This window comes from Bradyrhizobium sp. WSM2793, assembly GCF_000379585.1.
Classification (GTDB): Bacteria; Pseudomonadota; Alphaproteobacteria; order Rhizobiales; family Xanthobacteraceae; genus Bradyrhizobium.
Genome location: NZ_KB902846.1, coordinates 107,416 through 122,521, shown reverse-complemented (window position 1 = coordinate 122,521; position 15,106 = coordinate 107,416). Strand labels below are relative to the sequence as shown.

Genomic DNA, 15,106 nt, shown 5'->3' with positions numbered 1-15,106 from the left:
GTAAGACGCGCTGGTGCCCCAAGCGCAAAACAAAAAGGCCGGGATTGCTCCCGGCCTTTCGTCCTTGTGAGACCTTGCCTTACTTCGCTTCCGCGCGCTTGGGCGGGGTTGCCGGCCACGACTTGATCAGGGTGTCGTAGTCGACGGTCTCGCCCTTCGGCTTCTCGTTGGCGAGCTTGCGCTGCGGAGCAATCGTGCCGTCCTTCTGGGCCTTGGCGAACCAGTATTCGGCCGTCTCCTTCTTGTGCAGCTTGGGACCGCAGGCGCCCTGCACGCCGGACTTCTCCAGGCGCTCCATGACGGAGTCCTGAGCGGCGGCCAGCGCGTCCATCGCCTGCTGCGGGGTCTTCGCACCGGACGACGCATCGCCGATGTTCTGCCACCACAGCTGCGCGAGCTTCGGATAGTCGGGCACGTTGTTGCCGGTCGGGGTCCACTGCACGCGCGCGGGCGAGCGGTAGAACTCGATCAGGCCGCCGAGCTTCGGCGCACGCTCGGTGAACGACTTGTCCCAGATGTCGGATTCACGGATGAAGGTGAGACCGACATGGCTCTTCTTCAAGCTCACCGACTTCGAGATGATGAACTGGAGATAGAGCCAGGCCGCCTTACGGCGGTCCGCCGGGGTCGACTTCAGCAGCGTCACGGAGCCGGCGTCCTGGTAGCCGAGCTTCATGCCTTCCTTCCAGTACGAACCGTGCGGCGAGGGAGCCATACGCCATTTCGGCGTACCGTCCGCGTTCATCACGGCGATGCCCGGCTTCACCATGTCGGCGGTGAAAGCGGTGTACCAGAACATCTGCTGGGCGATGTTACCCTGCGCCGGCACCGGGCCTGCTTCGGAGAACGTCATGCCCTGCGCCTGCGGGGGTGCGTACTTCTTCAGCCACTCGAGATACTTGGTGATCGAGTAGACCGCGGCCGGACCGTTGGTGTCGCCACCACGCTCCACCGATGAGCCGACCGGACGGCAGCCTTCCATCCGGATGCCCCATTCGTCGACCGGCAGGCCGTTCGGAATGCCCTTGTCACCGTTGCCGGCCATCGACAGCCAGGCGTCGGTGAAACGCCATCCGAGCGAGGGGTCCTTCTTGCCATAGTCCATATGGCCGTAGACCTTGACGCCGTTGATCTCCTTGATGTCGTTGGTGAAGAACTCGGCGATGTCCTCATAGGCGGACCAGTTCACGGGCACGCCGAGCTCGTAGCCATACTTGGCCTTGAACTTGGCCTTGTAGTCCGCGTTGGTGAACCAGTCGTAGCGGAACCAATAGAGGTTGGCGAACTGCTGGTCGGGCAGCTGATAAAGCTTGCCGTCCGGCCCCGTGGTGAATGACTTGCCGATGAAGTCGTTGACGTCGAGCATGGGATCGGTGACGTCCTTGCCCTCGCCGGTCATGTAGTCCGACAGCACGACGGTCTGGCCGTAGCGGAAATGCGTGCCGATCAGGTCGGAATCGTTGATCCAGCCGTCATAGACGTTCTTGCCAGACTGCATCTGGGTCTGCAGCTTCTCGACGACGTCACCTTCCTGGATGAGGTCGTGCTTCAGCTTGATGCCGGTGAGCTCGGAGAACGCCTTGGCCAGCGTCTGCGACTCATACTCGTGGGTCGTGATGGTCTCGGAGACGACGTTGATCTCCATGCCCTTGAAGGGCTCGGCGGCCTTGGCGAACCACTCCAGCTCCTTCTTCTGGTCTTCCTTCGACAGCGTCGAGGGCGTGAATTCCGCGATCCACTTCTGGATCACGGCGTCGTCGGCGGCGCGGACCGGCGCCGAGACGGCGAACGACACCGCAATGATGGCGGCGGCGCTGGACATGGTCAGAAAACTATTCTTGGCCAATGGACCTTTCCTTCTCCTAAACTGTCGCATGTTGTTCCTCCGTTGCAGCGACAAACTTTTATACAGACCCGGATTGCCCCCGGATCTGGCCGTCCCTTCGCGAGCTTCAGACCGTGCGAAAAATGAGCACGGCCGTGACCAGCGAAATTCCACTTGCGAGCCACAGGCGCGAGATTTCAACGCCCTCCTCGCCGATCGGCAGCGTTGCGATCGCATCGGTGCCGAAGAAGCCGATCCAGAGAAGGTGGATGACCGCCGCTGATATCAGCGAGATGAACAGGCGATCGCCGCGCGTGGTCGGAATTCGGAGCACACCGACCCGCTCGGCTTCGGGATAGACCGCCGCAAGCCACGTCATCACGGCGAGCGTGCAGGCGAGCGCGGCGAAGAAGATCGCCGTCGGCAGCGTCCAGGCCATCCATGCGATGGATTCCATGCTCTTACTCCTTGCGCATGATCTGGTCCGAAAACCGGTTTCCACTTTTCGGGATCATGCGCGCTCTCCTTACACGCGACCGAGCGCAAAACCGCTCGCGATGTAGTTGCGGACGAACCAGATCACGAGCGCGCCCGGGATGATGGTGAGCACGCCGGCGGCTGCCAAGAGGCCCCAATCCATGCCCGACGCCGACACCGTGCGCGTCATGATCGCCGCGATCGGCTTGGCCGACACCGAGGTCAGCGTGCGCGCGAGCAGGAGCTCGACCCAGGAGAACATGAAGCAGAAGAAGGCGGCGACGCCGATGCCGCTCGCGATCAACGGCACCAGGATCTTGATGAAGAAGCGCGGGAAGGAATAGCCGTCGAGGAAGGCAGTCTCGTCGATCTCGCGCGGCACGCCGGAAACGAAGCCTTCGAGGATCCACACCGCCAGCGGAACGTTGAAGATGCAGTGCGCGAGCGCGACCGCCCAGGGCGTATCGAACAGGCCGATCGCCGAATAGAGATTGAAGAAGGGCAGCGCGTAGACCGCGGCCGGCGCCATGCGGTTCGACAACAGCCAGAAGAACAGATGCTTGTCGCCGAGGAAACGGTAGCGCGAGAACGCATAGGCCGCCGGCAGCGCCACCGAGATCGAGATGATGGTGTTGAGAACGACATATTCCAGCGAGTTGATGTAACCGGAATACCAGCTCTCGTCGGTGAAGATGCGCTTGTAGTGCTGCAGCGTCGGGGTATGCGGCCATAGCGTCATCGTCGAGACGATCTCGCTGTTGGTCTTGAAGCTCATGTTGACGAGCCAGTAGATCGGCAGCAGCAGGAAGATCAGGAACAGCCCCATGATGAGGCGGCGGCCGGGAATCGAATGCATCACGCCACTCCTTCCTTTGGCTTGAGCACCGGCACGGGCTTGAGCGCCGCCGAAGGCTTCGGTTCGGCCGCCGGCTCGCTCTCCGCCTGGACTTTGCGCTCGACACCGGCATTGGTCATGACGGTGTAGAAGATCCAGCAGACGATCAGGATGATGAGGTTGTAGACCAGCGACAGCGCCGCGGCCTTGCCGAGGTCGAACTGACCCAGCGCGATCTTGACGAGCTCGATCGACACGAAGGTGGTGGAGTTGCCGGGTCCGCCGCCGGTGACGACGAACGGCTCGGTGTAGATCATGAAGCTATCCATGAAGCGCAGCAGCACCGCGATCAGCAAGACGCGGTTCATTTTCGGCAGCTGGATTGCCTTGAACACGGCCCAGCGCGAGGCACCGTCGATCTGGGCGGCCTGATAATAGGCTTCGGGAATCGACTTCAGGCCGGCATAGCAGAGCAGCGCGACGAGGCTCGTCCAGTGCCAGACGTCCATCACGATGACGGTGACCCAGGCGTCGATGTCGTTGGAGACGTAATTGTAGTCGATGCCCGCGGCGTTGAGGACGTAGCCGAGCAGCCCGATGTCGGGACGCCCGAAGATCTGCCAGATCGTGCCGACCACGTTCCACGGAATTAGCAGCGGCAGCGCGAGGATCACGAGGCAGGCCGCCACCGTCCAGCCCTCGCGCGGCATCGACAACGCGACGACGATGCCGAGCGGCACCTCGATCGCGAGGATCACTAGCGAGAAGAACAGATTGCGGCCCAGCGAGGCAAGGAAGCGGCCGCCGAGATCGGTCGAGGGATCGAGCAATTCCTTGAACCAGCCGACGCCGTTCCAGAAGAACTGGTTGTTGCCGAAGGTGTCCTGCATCGAATAGTTCACCACCGTCATCAGCGGCAGCACCGCCGAGAAGGCGACGACCAGGAACACCGGCAGCACCAGGAACCAGGCTTTTTGATTGACGGTCTTGTCCATCAGGCGGCTCCTTCCACCAGAAGGCTGTCGGCATAGACGTGGACGTGGGACGGATCGAATTTCAGTCCGGCCATGCCATCCAAGCTGGTGAATCCCGCGGGCGCGCGCGCCGCGAGCTTTGCATCACCCAAGCGGGCGCGCGCAAAACGAATGCGGCCGAGATCGTCGAGGCGCTCGATCTTCGCGGTGAGCAGGCCGGGCGCGGGGGCCACGACCTCCACGAATTCTGGACGGACGCCGATCTCGATCTTCGCGCCGACAGGCAGATTGTCGTAAGCACGGTTCAGCGCGATGACGTGACCGCCAATGCGCGCCTCGCGCCCCCTCACCTCGGCCGGCAGGATGTTCATGCCGGGCGAGCCGATGAAATAGCCGACGAAGGTATGCGCCGGCTTGTCAAACAGCTCGGCAGGCGTACCGCTCTGCACCACGCGGCCGTCATGCATGACGACGACGGTGTCGGCGAAGGTCAGCGCCTCGGTCTGGTCGTGGGTGACGTAGATCATCGTGAGGTCGAGCTCGCGATGCAGCGCCTTCAGCTTGGAGCGGAGCTGCCATTTCAGCTCGGGATCGATCACCGTCAGCGGTTCGTCGAACAGCACGGCGGCGACGTCGGAACGGACGAGACCGCGGCCGAGCGAGATCTTCTGCTTGGCATCGGCCGTGAGCCGCGTCGCCTTGCGGTTCAGATAGGGTTCGAGATCGAGCAGGCGGCCGATCTCGGCGACGCGCTTGTCGATTTCGGCCTTCGGCACGCCGCGGTTTTTCAGCGGAAACGCCAAATTCTGTCCGACCGTCATGGTGTCGTAGATCACCGGAAACTGGAACACCTGCGCGATATTGCGCTTCTGGGTTGACAGAGGTGTGATGTCCTTGCCGTCGAACAGGATTTGCCCCCGCGACGGCGTGATGATGCCGGAGATGACGTTGAGCAGCGTGGTCTTGCCGCAGCCGGACGGACCAAGCAGCGCATACGCGCCGCCCTGCCGCCAGGTCATGGTCACCGGCTTCAGTGCAAAGCTGTCCTGCGGCGCATCATTGCCGCCGTAGGAATGGGCGAGATCGACGAGGTCAATGCGGGCCATGGCGCATCCCCTCCTACGATCCAGGTGCTGCGACCAGCCGGTCGGCAGCATCGAACACAAAAACGTCGTTGGGATCGAGCACGGCGTCGAGCGTCTGGCCGGGCTCGAACTCGTGCACGCCGTGCAGCACCGCCACCCAGTTCGATCCTTCGCGGGTCAGATGCACGAAACTCTCCGAACCGGTGATCTCGGTCACCGTGACAGTGGCATGGAAGGCATGGCGATCAGCCTCGCCATTGGCGAGCGCGAGCTGATGCGCGCGAAAACCGACGCGATAGGCGCCGTCGGCCAGCGACGAATAGAGGCCAGAGGCCGGCGAGGCGGTGCCGCCGGCATATTGAACGGAGCCGTTCTTCTTCTCGATACCGACGAGGTTGAGCGGAGGATCGGAGAAGACCTGCGCGACACGCAGGGTCTGCGGCCGGCGGTAGACATTGGCAGTCTCGCCGATCTGGAGCGCCTGGCCTTCCCACATGCATACAGTGTTGCCGCCGAGCAGCAACGCCTCGGTCGGCTCGGTCGTGGCATAGACGAAGATCGCGCCCGAGGCCTCGAAGATGCGCGGCAGCTCGGCGCGCAGCTCCTCGCGCAGCTTGTAATCGAGATTGGCGAGCGGCTCGTCGAGCAGCACGAGATCGGCGCCCTTGACCAGCGCGCGCGCGATCGCGGTGCGCTGCTGCTGGCCGCCAGAGAGCTGGAGCGGCGTGCGCTTCAGAAACCGCTCGAGCCGCAGCAGTTTTGCGGCCTCCGCCACCCGCGTCTCGATCTCGTCGCGCGGCTTGCCCTGCACGCGCAGGGGCGAGGCGATGTTCTCGTAGACCGTCAGCGAGGGGTAGTTGATGAACTGCTGGTAGACCATCGCAACCGAGCGCTGGCGCACGTCGGCGCCGGTAACGTCCTTGCCGTTGACCAGCACCTTGCCCGAGGTCGGCTTGTCGAGGCCGGCGAGCAGCCGCATGATCGAGGTCTTGCCCGACAGCGTCGGCCCGAGCAGCACGTTCAGCGTGCCACTCTCGAGCGTCAGCGAGACGTCGCGGATATGCTGGACCCCCTCGACGATTCGGGTCACGTGATCGAGCGTCACGGTCATGAGCGTCCTCCCGCTTCCAGCAGAGGACTTTGCGGCACGGCGTGGGTCCTGATCCAGTCGTCAAGCGCAGCAATCTCATCGGCAGATAGTCGCAGGCCGAGCTTGGAACGGCGCCAGACGACGTCCTCGGCGGTCACGGCCCATTCATTGGCCATGAGGTAGCGGACCTCGCGCTCGGTCAGCGTCGCGCCAAAGGCCTGGCCGAGATCGGCCGATGATTTGGCGTCGCCGAGCAGCTTGATGGCCTTGGTGCCATAGGCGCGCGCGAGCCGCCTGGCGTGCTCGTGGCTGAGGAAGGGATAGCCGCGCTGCAGTTCGGCGATCAGGCCGTCGATGTCGGACACATTCATGTCGCCGCCGGGCAGCGGCCATTTGCCGGTCCACCCCTCCCGCGCTTTTGCGCTGCGAAGATAGGGTGCCAGCCGCTCCAGCGCCTCCTCGGCGAGGCGGCGATAGGTGGTGATCTTGCCGCCATAGATCGACAGCAGCGGCACGCCGCCGGGCGTGTCGAGCTCGAACACGTAGTCGCGCGTCGCGGCCTTGGCTTCGCTGGCGCCATCGTCATAGAGCGGGCGCACGCCGGAATAGGTCCAGACCACGTCGTCCGGCGTCACGGGCTTCGCCAGATATTCGCTCGCCGCGGTGCAGAGATACTGGATCTCCTCCGCCGTCGCCTTCACCTTGGCGGGATCGCCGTCATAATCGCGGTCGGTGGTGCCGATCAGCGTGAAATCGTCCTGGTACGGGATCACGAAGATGATGCGGCCGTCGGCGTTCTGGAACATGTAGGCGCGGTCGTGGTCGTAGAGCTTCCTGACCACGATGTGCGAGCCCTGCACCAGGCGCACCTTGGCTTTCGCGTTGACGCCGGCGCCGCGGCCGAGCACGTCCTCGACCCAGGGGCCGCCGGCATTGATGAGCGCGCGCGCCTGGACCTGCGAGCGCTCGCCGGTCAGCGTGTTGACCATGCTCACGGTCCAGAGGCCGTCGGACTGCTTGATATCCGTTGCGCGGGTGCGGGTGCGGATCTCGGCGCCCTTGTCGGCGGCATCGCGTGCATTGAGCACGACGAGGCGGGCGTCATCGACGAAACAGTCGGAATATTCAAAGGCGCGACTGTAACGATTCGGGATCAGTGGCTTGCCGACCTCGTCACGGCGCAGATCGACCGAGCGCGTCGCCGGCAACAGATGACGGCCGCCGATGTGATCATAAAGGAAGAGGCCGAGTCGCAGCAGCCAGGCGGGGCGCAGACCGGCGTGATGCGGCAATACGAAACGCAACGGGCGGATGATGTGGGGCCCGATGCCCCAGAGGATCTCGCGCTCGATCAGCGCCTCGCGAACGAGGCGAAACTCGTAATATTCGAGATAGCGCAGGCCGCCATGCACCAGCTTGGTCGACCAGGACGACGTCCCGCTCGCCAAATCGTTCATTTCGCACAGGAAAACCGTGTTGCCGCGGCCCACCGCGTCGCGCGCGATGCCGCAGCCATTAACACCGCCTCCAATGATGGCGAGGTCGAAAATACGCTCCAACAGACGCATCCCCCGGGCGGCCGCTCGTTCCGTCGAGCGGCTACTTTCGTTTTTGATTAGATCACACCGAAAAACGAAAGCAAGACGAAAGAGAGGAGGAAAGAAGTGAAAGCGAAACTTTTTCAACGCCAATAGGGCGGAGAAATCAGCAGGAGAACGGACAGTTTGAGGCAGACGGCTCGACTGATCGGCTCAGGGGGGCGCACCCCACCGCTTCAGCTGACTTGAATGTAGCAACATGCCTACATATAATTTGCCCCAACGCAGGCGAGGAGGCGCGAACCGATGGTCACCACCCTGACCAGCCGAGAGTTCAATCAGGATACGAGCGGCGCCAAGAAGGCAGCATCAAAGGGGCCCGTCTTCATCACCGACCGCGGCCGTCCGGCCCATGTCCTGCTGAGCATCGAAGATTATCTGCGCCTGAGCGGTGGACACATGAGCCTTGCCGAAGCTTTGGCACACGCGAACGCGGACTTCGATTTCGATCCGCCTCGCATCACCGGCGGAATCTCCAGGCCAGCCGATCTCGACTGATGTTTCTGCTGGACACCAACGTCATTTCCGAACTGAGGCGGCCGGATAAGGCTGATCGCAACGTGCTTGCTTGGGCCAATATAGCGCCCGCGGCGAATTTCTTCATGTCTGCCATCTCGATTCTCGAAATTGAACTTGGCGCGCGCCTGATCGAGCGCAAAGACGCGGTGCAAGGTGCTGTCCTGCGCGCCTGGATCGACGATCACATTCTGGCTCGCTTCGAAGGGCGGATCCTGGCTATCGATACGGCCGTGGCGCAGCGTTGTGCCCAACTTCACGTTCCCAATGCGCGGGCCGAACGCGACGCCCTCATTGCAGCCACCGCGCTTGTCCACGGCCTGACCGTCGTTACGCGCAATGTGGGGGATTTTGAACCTACGGGCGTGCCACTGCTCAATCCGTGGAGCAGTACATAAGTCTCTATCTCAGCCGCACCACCGGCGCGGCTTCCGGTGCCGCATCCTGGCTATCTGCCGGCGCATCGTCGATGTCCGTGCCCTTCGGCAGCGCTTCCACCACTTCGATGCCCTTGCTGTGGCAGATGGTGGCGAGGCGCTCCGGAAGCTCCTGGTCGGTGACGAAGGTCTGGATCTGGGTCATGTGGGCGATGCGCACCGGCGCGCTGCGGCGGAGCTTTGTGGAATCGGCAACCAGCATCACGCTGCGGGCATTGGCGATGATGGCCTGCGCCACCTGCACCTCGCGATAGTCGAAGTCGAGCAGCGCGCCCTCCTCGTCGATCGCGGACGCACCAATGATGGCGTAGTCGACCTTGAACTGACCGATCAGCTGCGTCGCGGTGGAGCCGACCACGGCGCCGTCGGCACGCCGGACCGTGCCGCCGGCGACCACCACCTCGATGCGGGGATGACGGTAGAGCAGCATCGCGACGTTGAGATTGTTGGTGATGACGAGGAGATCCTCGTGCGAAGTCAGCGCGCTCGCGACCTCCTCGGTCGTGGTGCCGATGTTGATGAAGAGCGAGCAGCCGTTCGGGATCAGCGAGGCGGCCGCAGCTCCGATCGCCTTCTTTTCGTCGGCGGCGACGAAGCGCCTTGCCTCGTAGGCGAGGTTTTCGACGCCGGAAGCGATGATGGCGCCGCCATGGATGCGGGTCAGCGATCTCCGCTCGCAGAGGTCGTTGAGATCCTTGCGGATGGTCTGCGCCGAGACTTCGAAGCGGCGCGCGAGCTCCTCGACCATGACACGGCCCGAGGCCCGCGCGATGTTGAGGATTTCGGCTTGGCGATGGGTCAGTCCGGTCACGGCAAAGGCCTCAAATCAGGAAGAATGCATGGTGCGGCGGTTCGCGCCTCCGGTCAATGCGCGTGCCGATCACGGTTAACTTATGCGGCCCGTCACCACGCCATGGTGCTCGCGAGACGCGCGAGCAGCTGCGGATCGTCGAAGGCACTGGCGGACGCGACTGCGCCGGCTGCAACCAGGTCAGCATGGCTGAGGCTGGTCCGGACGCCGATGGTCGGAATGCCGGCCGCCGTGGCCGATTGCACGCCGGTACGGGAGTCCTCGAATGCGATCGAAGCCTCTGCGCTCGCACCGACGAAACGCAGCCCTTCCTGATAGGGCAGCGGATGCGGCTTGCCGTGCGGCAGCTCGGCGCCGATCACGAGCGCCTTGAAACGATGCGAGATGCCGAGGCCGGAGAGCAGCAGCTCGGCATTGAGACGCGGCGCATTGGTCACGGCCACCATGGGAACGCCGGCTGCGTCCGCCCGGTCGAGCAGCGCCATCAGGCCCGGCAGCGGCTCGATCTGCCCGGCCACGAGCGCGCGGAAGACCTCCTCCTTCTCATCGAGGATCAAGGCGCGCCGCGCCGGCGCCTCGTCGGGCAGAAAGCGCTCGCCGATCGCGACATTGGCGAAACCTTGCAGCTCTCTAGAGAACCGCGCGTGATCGAAGACGTGGCCGCGAGGGCCGAGCACCTGGTTGAACGCCTTCAAGTGCAGCGGGTCGGTGTCGGCCAGCGTGCCGTCGATGTCGAACAGCAAAGCCCTGCCCATCGCTTCCGTTTTGGCCTCGATCATTTCCGTACTTTCCCAAATCCACGGCGTATTGATGCGCGAGACGTATCAATATGGCTTCGACCGCGCAATGACGCATGCTGATGACGACGACGTGACACTCGACAAAGTCGCGCGCGGCTGCAACACTCGCCACAAGATCAAAAAGGAGGAAACGATGACGATCAACCGACGCGATCTGGCTCTCTCGACTCTTGCCGTCTCCGCGCTTGCGCTCACGACACCGGCGCTCGCCGCTTCGGCGGACGAGGACGCCGTGGCGAAGAAGGTCGAGGCCTTCCGCCTCGCCCAGATCGCGGCCGATCCGAAGGCGCTCGGCGCACTGTGCTGGGACGACCTCAGCTACAGCCATTCCAGCGGCAAGGTCGAGGACAAGGCGACGTTCATCGCCAACGCCACCGACGGCAAGTCGAAATTCCTGTCGATCGACTACAAGGACCCCACCATCAAGGTCGTCGGTCCTGCAGCGATCGTGCGCTTCCACTGGCTGGGCGAACAGGAGATGGCAGCCGACGGGAAGAAAGTATCGACCAACCTTCACATCCTGATGAACTGGCAGAAGCAGGGCGACGAGTGGAAGCTCCTGTCGCGGGCAGCAACGAAGTTGTGACGACTCTTACCCTCTCCCCCTGTGGGAGAGGGTGGCTCGTCGCGTAGCGACGAGACAGGTGAGGGGTTGCCTCAGCGAACCCCTCTCTCTGAATCTCGAGAACGCCGAAATATACCCCTCATCCGGCGCTTCGCGCCACCTTCTCCCACAAGGGGAGAAGGAAGAAAACAGCGGTATCAAGGGCGGCAAAAAATTCCGACCTCGCTCCGCGAGCCCGGAATCACCAGCAGGCGCTTACGCCGCTTCCTTCACATCACCGTTCACCAGCTTGCGCGCGGCGCGTTCGGCTTCGCGGGCGTTGCGGAAGAGCTGGCCTTCGAGACGGTTGAATCGGTGGGACGAGGCAAAGAAGCAATAGCCTCCCGAAGAACGAACGACGATACCTGCGGTCTGCGAATTGACTTCGATGATGTAGCTGTCCGGCATGGTCCGTGGATTCCTCAGTGCGGGCAAATAACGGCACTCATGCCCAAAGGTTCCCAGGCATTTTGAGGCCGTTTCCACCCCGAATCGACACGCAATTGAGTACGCCGAGACCTCATCCGTTTTATGACTGGTTCTTGGCGAAGCAGCGACGAAGATGACTCACTGGTGCCGCGTTTGACGGCGCTTGCCGCGCATTTGTGAGATGAGGCAGAGCGTCGCGCGCGATTACGTCGCGATGACAGTGTCGGTCGAGCGAACCGCTTGCGGGCGACCATGTTCGTCGATCGAGACGTAGGTGAAGTTGCCGTCGGTGACGAGGAACGGATGCTCCTCCCCGCGGCGCAGCGCCCACGCTTCCAGATGCACGGTGAGCGAGGCGCGGCCTACGCGCACGAGATTGGCGTAGACCGACACGAGATCGCCGACATAGACCGCCTTGCGAAAGTTCATCGCCTCGATCGCAACCGTCACGGTCCGCGATTTCGCGACCTTCGAGGCAAACACGCCGCCGCCGACGTCCATCTGGCTCAGCAGCCAGCCGCCGAAGATGTCGCCATTCGCGTTGGTATCGGCGGGCATCGCCAGCGTGCGGATGCAGAGATCGCCGTTAGGCCCGGGGGCGGAGCTGATAGGGGCGTGGACATGCGTATCGGTCATATGGTTGGTCTCCCGCGGCTCTGGGCTCTGGATACAAAGCCGCGGCGCCTTGCGCAACATCGACACGAGGCAAGCTTGCGCTATCCAATCGGCCGCGGCGACCCGACGAGGATTCCGGTATCGTTCAGTTTGCGTTACCACTCCGCATCGTCGGCCCGCGGCGCGCGTCCGGTCGTCGCCGTTACCAACCGTTCCAGCCTGCTCCATAGCCGGAGACGGTCGCACGGATAATTGGCCCATCCATTGATGACACAATATCGGATGGTGTGGTCACGGTGATGACATCAATGATGCTCGGGTGAGCAGACCAGATGCAGCCGTTGCGCCATTCGCAGGAGCAGCGGGCGGACCGGCCGGTGCGCGAGATTGTGAAAGCTCATGCCAAACAGCATGCAGGTCGCGATCACGAACCAGACGATCATCAGCGCATAGGTGAGCGCGGAAACCGGAAACGACGCCGTGACGGTGGCCGCGACTCCGACCACCGCCGCGCTCGGCGCCGCACCGAGAGACGCCTGGTCGAGGAATCCGTAGAGCAAAACGTGGCCGGGGTGGGTGTGATGCTCCCGCGTGATCGCGATGCCGCGGCCGAGCATCCCCTCGTCGAGCCAGGTGTCGACCACCCAATGCACCAGCCCTGAAAACAGGTCAGCGAGGAAATATCCGGCCAGGAGCGCCACGATCAACCACGGCCAGCGCAATTCCACCGCTGGATAACGCCCGACGAGATAGCCTGCGCAACAGAGGATCACGACGACATCGGCCCCGCAGCACAGCCGCGTGATGAGGATCTCGCGCAGGGTCGCTTGCTTGAAGAACGGGATCGTCGGCACCGGCGATACTCCCCACGGGCTCTACCACCCATGATAGCATCTTTTTACCGACGGCCCCCTATTGCAAACTGTCCCAGCCCGCATCCGGCGCGAAACGTCCGCCGAATCGCTCGGCGAGCCCACGCAACGTGGACACGACATTCTCCACGCCGCGCGTGCGCGCATAGTTCAGCGGGCCGCCGCGGAACGGTGCATAGCCGGTCCCGAAGATCATGGCGCCGTCGACCGCATCAGGATCGTCGACGATGCCCTCGCGAAGGGCAGCAACGCAGACATTGGACATCGGCAGCATCAGGCGGTCGATCATCTGGTCGGTGACGCGCGGACCGGTCTCGGGGAGCGGTGCCTTCTCGGCCTTGCCGTCCTTCCAGGTATAGAAGCCCTTGCCGGTCTTGCGGCCGAGCTCGCCCTTGGCGACCTTGTCGCGCAGCCAGGCCGGCGTCGGCGGCAGGAGATCGCCGAACTTGGTGCGCAGCATGTCGCCGACGTCGAGGCAGATGTCGAGCCCGACCTGATCGGCCAGCTCGATCGGCCCCATCGGCATGCCGAACTGCTCGGCCGCGGCGTCGATCAGACGCTGGTCGATCTTCTCGTCCAGCATCACCATGGCTTCGAGCATGTAGGGCGTCAGCGCGCGGTTGACGAGAAAGCCCGGCGAGCTCTTCACAGGCAATGGCAAGCGATCGATCGCACCGACGAAAGCGAGCGCGTCTTTCAGCACCCGCGGGTCGTTGCCGTCATGGCTGACGACTTCGACCAGCTGCAGTCGCGACACCGGATTGAAGAAATGCAGGCCGACCAACCGCTCCGGCCGCGCCAACGTGGTGCGCAGATCCTGAAGCGTAATGCTCGAGGTGTTGGTGGCGAGAATCGCGCCCGGCTTCATGCGCGGCTCGAGCCCGGCATAGACCTTCTGCTTGAGCTCGAGCTTTTCCGGCACCGCCTCGATGATCAGATCGGCGTTGCGGACGCCCTCGCCGTCCATGTCAGGGATGAGACGATCGAGCGCGTCGCGCACTTCGGTCGGCTTGCGGATGATCTTGCCGTAGAGTTCGGCGGCGCGCTTCACCGCGCCCGCAATCGGCGCCGCCTTCATGTCGGCGAGCGAGACGCGCAGTCCCTGCCCGGCTACCCAAGCCGCGATGTCGCCGCCCATGGCGCCGGCGCCGATGACGTGGACGTGCTTGATGGTGTTGCCGCTGCCGGCCGCCTTCTTCATCTGCTCGCGCAGGAAGAAGACGCGGATCAGGTTCTGGGCGGTCGGCGTCACCATCAGCTTGGCGAACGAAGCCTGCTCCGCCTTCAGCATCGCGGCCTTGTTGCCGCCGTGGGTCTCCCAGAGGGAGATCAGCGCGTAAGGCGCGGGATAGTGCTCGCGGGACGCGGCCTTCGCCGCCTCCGAGCGCATGCGCCTGGCCAGGAGACCGCGCACGAAACCAAAATTGGCTGCACGCCCGAGCAGGCCGGGCTTGGCCCGCTTCAGGCGGCCGAACAGCGCGTCCTTCACCGCGCCCCGGACATGGCGCTCTTGAGTCACGGTATCGACGAGGCCGAGCGATCTGGCGCGGCGCGCGTCGATGGTGCGGCCGGTCAGCATCAGCGCCATCGACTGGGCGGGATTGACCAGCGCGGTGAACCGCGCGGTGCCGCCGAGGCCGGGATGCAGGCCCAGCATCACCTCCGGAAAGCCGAAGCGTGCGCCGTCGATGGCGATGCGCGACTGGCAGGCCAGCGCAACCTCGAGCCCGCCGCCGAGGCAGAAGCCGTGGATGACCGCGACCGTTGGTAGCTTCAAGGCTTCCAGATGATCGACCACCGCGTGCGCGGCGCGGATTCGCGTCTCCACCATCTCGGGATCATCAGCGCCGCGGAATTCGTTGACGTCGGCGCCGGCGATAAAGCCGGACGGTTTTGCCGAGCGGATCACTAGGCCGGCCGGGCGTTCGGTCTCGATCGCCGCGAGCACGGCGTCGAACTCCTCCATCACCTCCGAGGACAGCGTATTGGCGCTTGCATCAGCGCGGTCGAACAGCAGCCAGGCGACGCCGTCTTCATCGCGCGTCAGCTTGAAGTGCCTGTACGGACTGTCCGTCGCGGGCTTGGGCCCGAGTTCGAGCACGCGGTCGCCGAGCGCGGTCATGATCTTGGAATCCATG

At 63.8% G+C, this 15,106-nt stretch carries 15 protein-coding genes and 1 pseudogene; 3 read left to right on the top strand and 13 right to left on the bottom strand.

Features of this window, described 5'->3' with window-relative positions:
- Window positions 1-79: 79 nt before the first annotated feature.
- From A3AS_RS0141295 to glpD, 7 genes are all read right to left on the bottom strand, one after another.
- On the bottom strand, window positions 80-1,822 hold the full coding sequence (locus A3AS_RS0141295) for an ABC transporter substrate-binding protein (protein ID WP_026202903.1): 1,743 nt from the start codon (window positions 1,820-1,822) through the stop codon (window positions 80-82).
- A gap of 130 nt (window positions 1,823-1,952) precedes the next feature.
- Window positions 1,953-2,282 (bottom strand): DUF2160 domain-containing protein, encoded by a 330-nt coding sequence (locus A3AS_RS0141290; protein ID WP_018323269.1) that lies wholly within the window; start codon window positions 2,280-2,282, stop codon window positions 1,953-1,955.
- A gap of 69 nt (window positions 2,283-2,351) precedes the next feature.
- The gene (locus A3AS_RS0141285; protein ID WP_018323268.1) at window positions 2,352-3,158 is read right to left on the bottom strand and encodes a carbohydrate ABC transporter permease; all 807 of its coding nucleotides are present in this window, start codon (window positions 3,156-3,158) and stop codon (window positions 2,352-2,354) included.
- Window positions 3,158-4,132, bottom strand: a complete 975-nt coding sequence (locus A3AS_RS0141280; protein ID WP_018323267.1) for a carbohydrate ABC transporter permease — start codon at window positions 4,130-4,132, stop codon at window positions 3,158-3,160. The genes A3AS_RS0141285 and A3AS_RS0141280 overlap by 1 nt, the downstream gene beginning before the upstream one ends.
- The gene (locus tag A3AS_RS0141275; protein WP_018323266.1) at window positions 4,132-5,217 is read right to left on the bottom strand and encodes an ABC transporter ATP-binding protein; all 1,086 of its coding nucleotides are present in this window, start codon (window positions 5,215-5,217) and stop codon (window positions 4,132-4,134) included. Before A3AS_RS0141275 ends, A3AS_RS0141280 begins: the two co-directional genes overlap by 1 nt.
- Window positions 5,218-5,230: 13 nt before the next feature.
- Window positions 5,231-6,307, bottom strand: a complete 1,077-nt coding sequence (locus A3AS_RS0141270; RefSeq protein WP_018323265.1) for an ABC transporter ATP-binding protein — start codon at window positions 6,305-6,307, stop codon at window positions 5,231-5,233.
- Window positions 6,304-7,854, bottom strand: coding sequence for a glycerol-3-phosphate dehydrogenase (gene glpD / locus A3AS_RS0141265; protein WP_018323264.1), 1,551 nt, complete (start codon window positions 7,852-7,854; stop codon window positions 6,304-6,306). Before glpD ends, A3AS_RS0141270 begins: the two co-directional genes overlap by 4 nt.
- 276 nt (window positions 7,855-8,130) lie before the next feature.
- Between glpD and A3AS_RS0141260 the strand changes: the two genes are divergently transcribed.
- The gene (locus A3AS_RS0141260) at window positions 8,131-8,382 is read left to right on the top strand and encodes a type II toxin-antitoxin system Phd/YefM family antitoxin (protein WP_018323263.1); all 252 of its coding nucleotides are present in this window, start codon (window positions 8,131-8,133) and stop codon (window positions 8,380-8,382) included.
- Complete coding sequence (locus A3AS_RS0141255; protein ID WP_018323262.1) at window positions 8,382-8,798, top strand: type II toxin-antitoxin system VapC family toxin; 417 nt, start codon at window positions 8,382-8,384, stop codon at window positions 8,796-8,798. The genes A3AS_RS0141260 and A3AS_RS0141255 overlap by 1 nt, the downstream gene beginning before the upstream one ends.
- A 4-nt stretch (window positions 8,799-8,802) precedes the next feature.
- Here A3AS_RS0141255 and A3AS_RS0141250 read toward each other — a convergent pair whose 3' ends face one another.
- Together A3AS_RS0141250 and A3AS_RS0141245 are read right to left on the bottom strand one after the other, a co-directional pair.
- Window positions 8,803-9,648: a DeoR/GlpR family DNA-binding transcription regulator gene (locus A3AS_RS0141250; protein WP_018323261.1), complete on the bottom strand. Its 846-nt coding sequence runs from the start codon at window positions 9,646-9,648 to the stop codon at window positions 8,803-8,805.
- 92 nt (window positions 9,649-9,740) lie between these two features.
- Window positions 9,741-10,427: an HAD family phosphatase gene (locus tag A3AS_RS0141245; RefSeq protein ID WP_018323260.1), complete on the bottom strand. Its 687-nt coding sequence runs from the start codon at window positions 10,425-10,427 to the stop codon at window positions 9,741-9,743.
- A gap of 154 nt (window positions 10,428-10,581) precedes the next feature.
- Between A3AS_RS0141245 and A3AS_RS0141240 the strand changes: the two genes are divergently transcribed.
- Window positions 10,582-11,034, top strand: coding sequence for a nuclear transport factor 2 family protein (locus tag A3AS_RS0141240; protein ID WP_026202902.1), 453 nt, complete (start codon window positions 10,582-10,584; stop codon window positions 11,032-11,034).
- A gap of 234 nt (window positions 11,035-11,268) precedes the next feature.
- On the opposite strand, the gene A3AS_RS0141235 is transcribed toward A3AS_RS0141240, so the two are convergent.
- The 4 genes and pseudogenes from A3AS_RS0141235 to A3AS_RS0141220 all read right to left on the bottom strand — a co-directional run bounded on the left by A3AS_RS0141235 (window position 11,269) and on the right by A3AS_RS0141220 (window position 15,105).
- Window positions 11,269-11,460, bottom strand: a complete 192-nt coding sequence (locus A3AS_RS0141235; protein ID WP_018323258.1) for a hypothetical protein — start codon at window positions 11,458-11,460, stop codon at window positions 11,269-11,271.
- A 225-nt stretch (window positions 11,461-11,685) separates the two neighbouring features.
- Entirely contained in the window at window positions 11,686-12,117 is a 432-nt protein-coding gene (locus A3AS_RS0141230; protein ID WP_049815137.1) for an acyl-CoA thioesterase, read from the bottom strand.
- 209 nt (window positions 12,118-12,326) lie between these two features.
- Window positions 12,327-12,749, bottom strand: a pseudogene (locus tag A3AS_RS0141225) (fatty acid desaturase CarF family protein); the annotation flags it as partial.
- A 259-nt stretch (window positions 12,750-13,008) separates the two neighbouring features.
- Window positions 13,009-15,105, bottom strand: coding sequence for a 3-hydroxyacyl-CoA dehydrogenase NAD-binding domain-containing protein (locus A3AS_RS0141220; RefSeq protein WP_026202900.1), 2,097 nt, complete (start codon window positions 15,103-15,105; stop codon window positions 13,009-13,011).
- Between the last annotated feature and the right edge of the window lies 1 nt (window position 15,106).

Excerpts from the sequence above, each read along its gene's own strand:
- A3AS_RS0141295 (WP_026202903.1), bottom strand. The coding sequence starts at position 1,822 with ATGTCCAGCGCCGCCGCCATCATTGCGGTGTCGTTCGCCGTCTCGGCG.
- A3AS_RS0141290 (WP_018323269.1), bottom strand. The coding sequence starts at position 2,282 with ATGGAATCCATCGCATGGATGGCCTGGACGCTGCCGACGGCGATCTTC.
- A3AS_RS0141285 (WP_018323268.1), bottom strand. The coding sequence starts at position 3,158 with ATGCATTCGATTCCCGGCCGCCGCCTCATCATGGGGCTGTTCCTGATC.
- A3AS_RS0141280 (WP_018323267.1), bottom strand. The coding sequence starts at position 4,132 with ATGGACAAGACCGTCAATCAAAAAGCCTGGTTCCTGGTGCTGCCGGTG.
- A3AS_RS0141275 (WP_018323266.1), bottom strand. The coding sequence starts at position 5,217 with ATGGCCCGCATTGACCTCGTCGATCTCGCCCATTCCTACGGCGGCAAT.
- A3AS_RS0141270 (WP_018323265.1), bottom strand. The coding sequence starts at position 6,307 with ATGACCGTGACGCTCGATCACGTGACCCGAATCGTCGAGGGGGTCCAG.
- glpD (WP_018323264.1), bottom strand. The coding sequence starts at position 7,854 with ATGCGTCTGTTGGAGCGTATTTTCGACCTCGCCATCATTGGAGGCGGT.
- A3AS_RS0141260 (WP_018323263.1), top strand. The coding sequence starts at position 8,131 with ATGGTCACCACCCTGACCAGCCGAGAGTTCAATCAGGATACGAGCGGC.
- A3AS_RS0141255 (WP_018323262.1), top strand. The coding sequence starts at position 8,382 with ATGTTTCTGCTGGACACCAACGTCATTTCCGAACTGAGGCGGCCGGAT.
- A3AS_RS0141245 (WP_018323260.1), bottom strand. The coding sequence starts at position 10,427 with ATGATCGAGGCCAAAACGGAAGCGATGGGCAGGGCTTTGCTGTTCGAC.
- A3AS_RS0141240 (WP_026202902.1), top strand. The coding sequence starts at position 10,582 with ATGACGATCAACCGACGCGATCTGGCTCTCTCGACTCTTGCCGTCTCC.
- A3AS_RS0141235 (WP_018323258.1), bottom strand. The coding sequence starts at position 11,460 with ATGCCGGACAGCTACATCATCGAAGTCAATTCGCAGACCGCAGGTATC.
- A3AS_RS0141230 (WP_049815137.1), bottom strand. The coding sequence starts at position 12,117 with ATGACCGATACGCATGTCCACGCCCCTATCAGCTCCGCCCCCGGGCCT.
- A3AS_RS0141220 (WP_026202900.1), bottom strand. The coding sequence starts at position 15,105 with ATGGATTCCAAGATCATGACCGCGCTCGGCGACCGCGTGCTCGAACTC.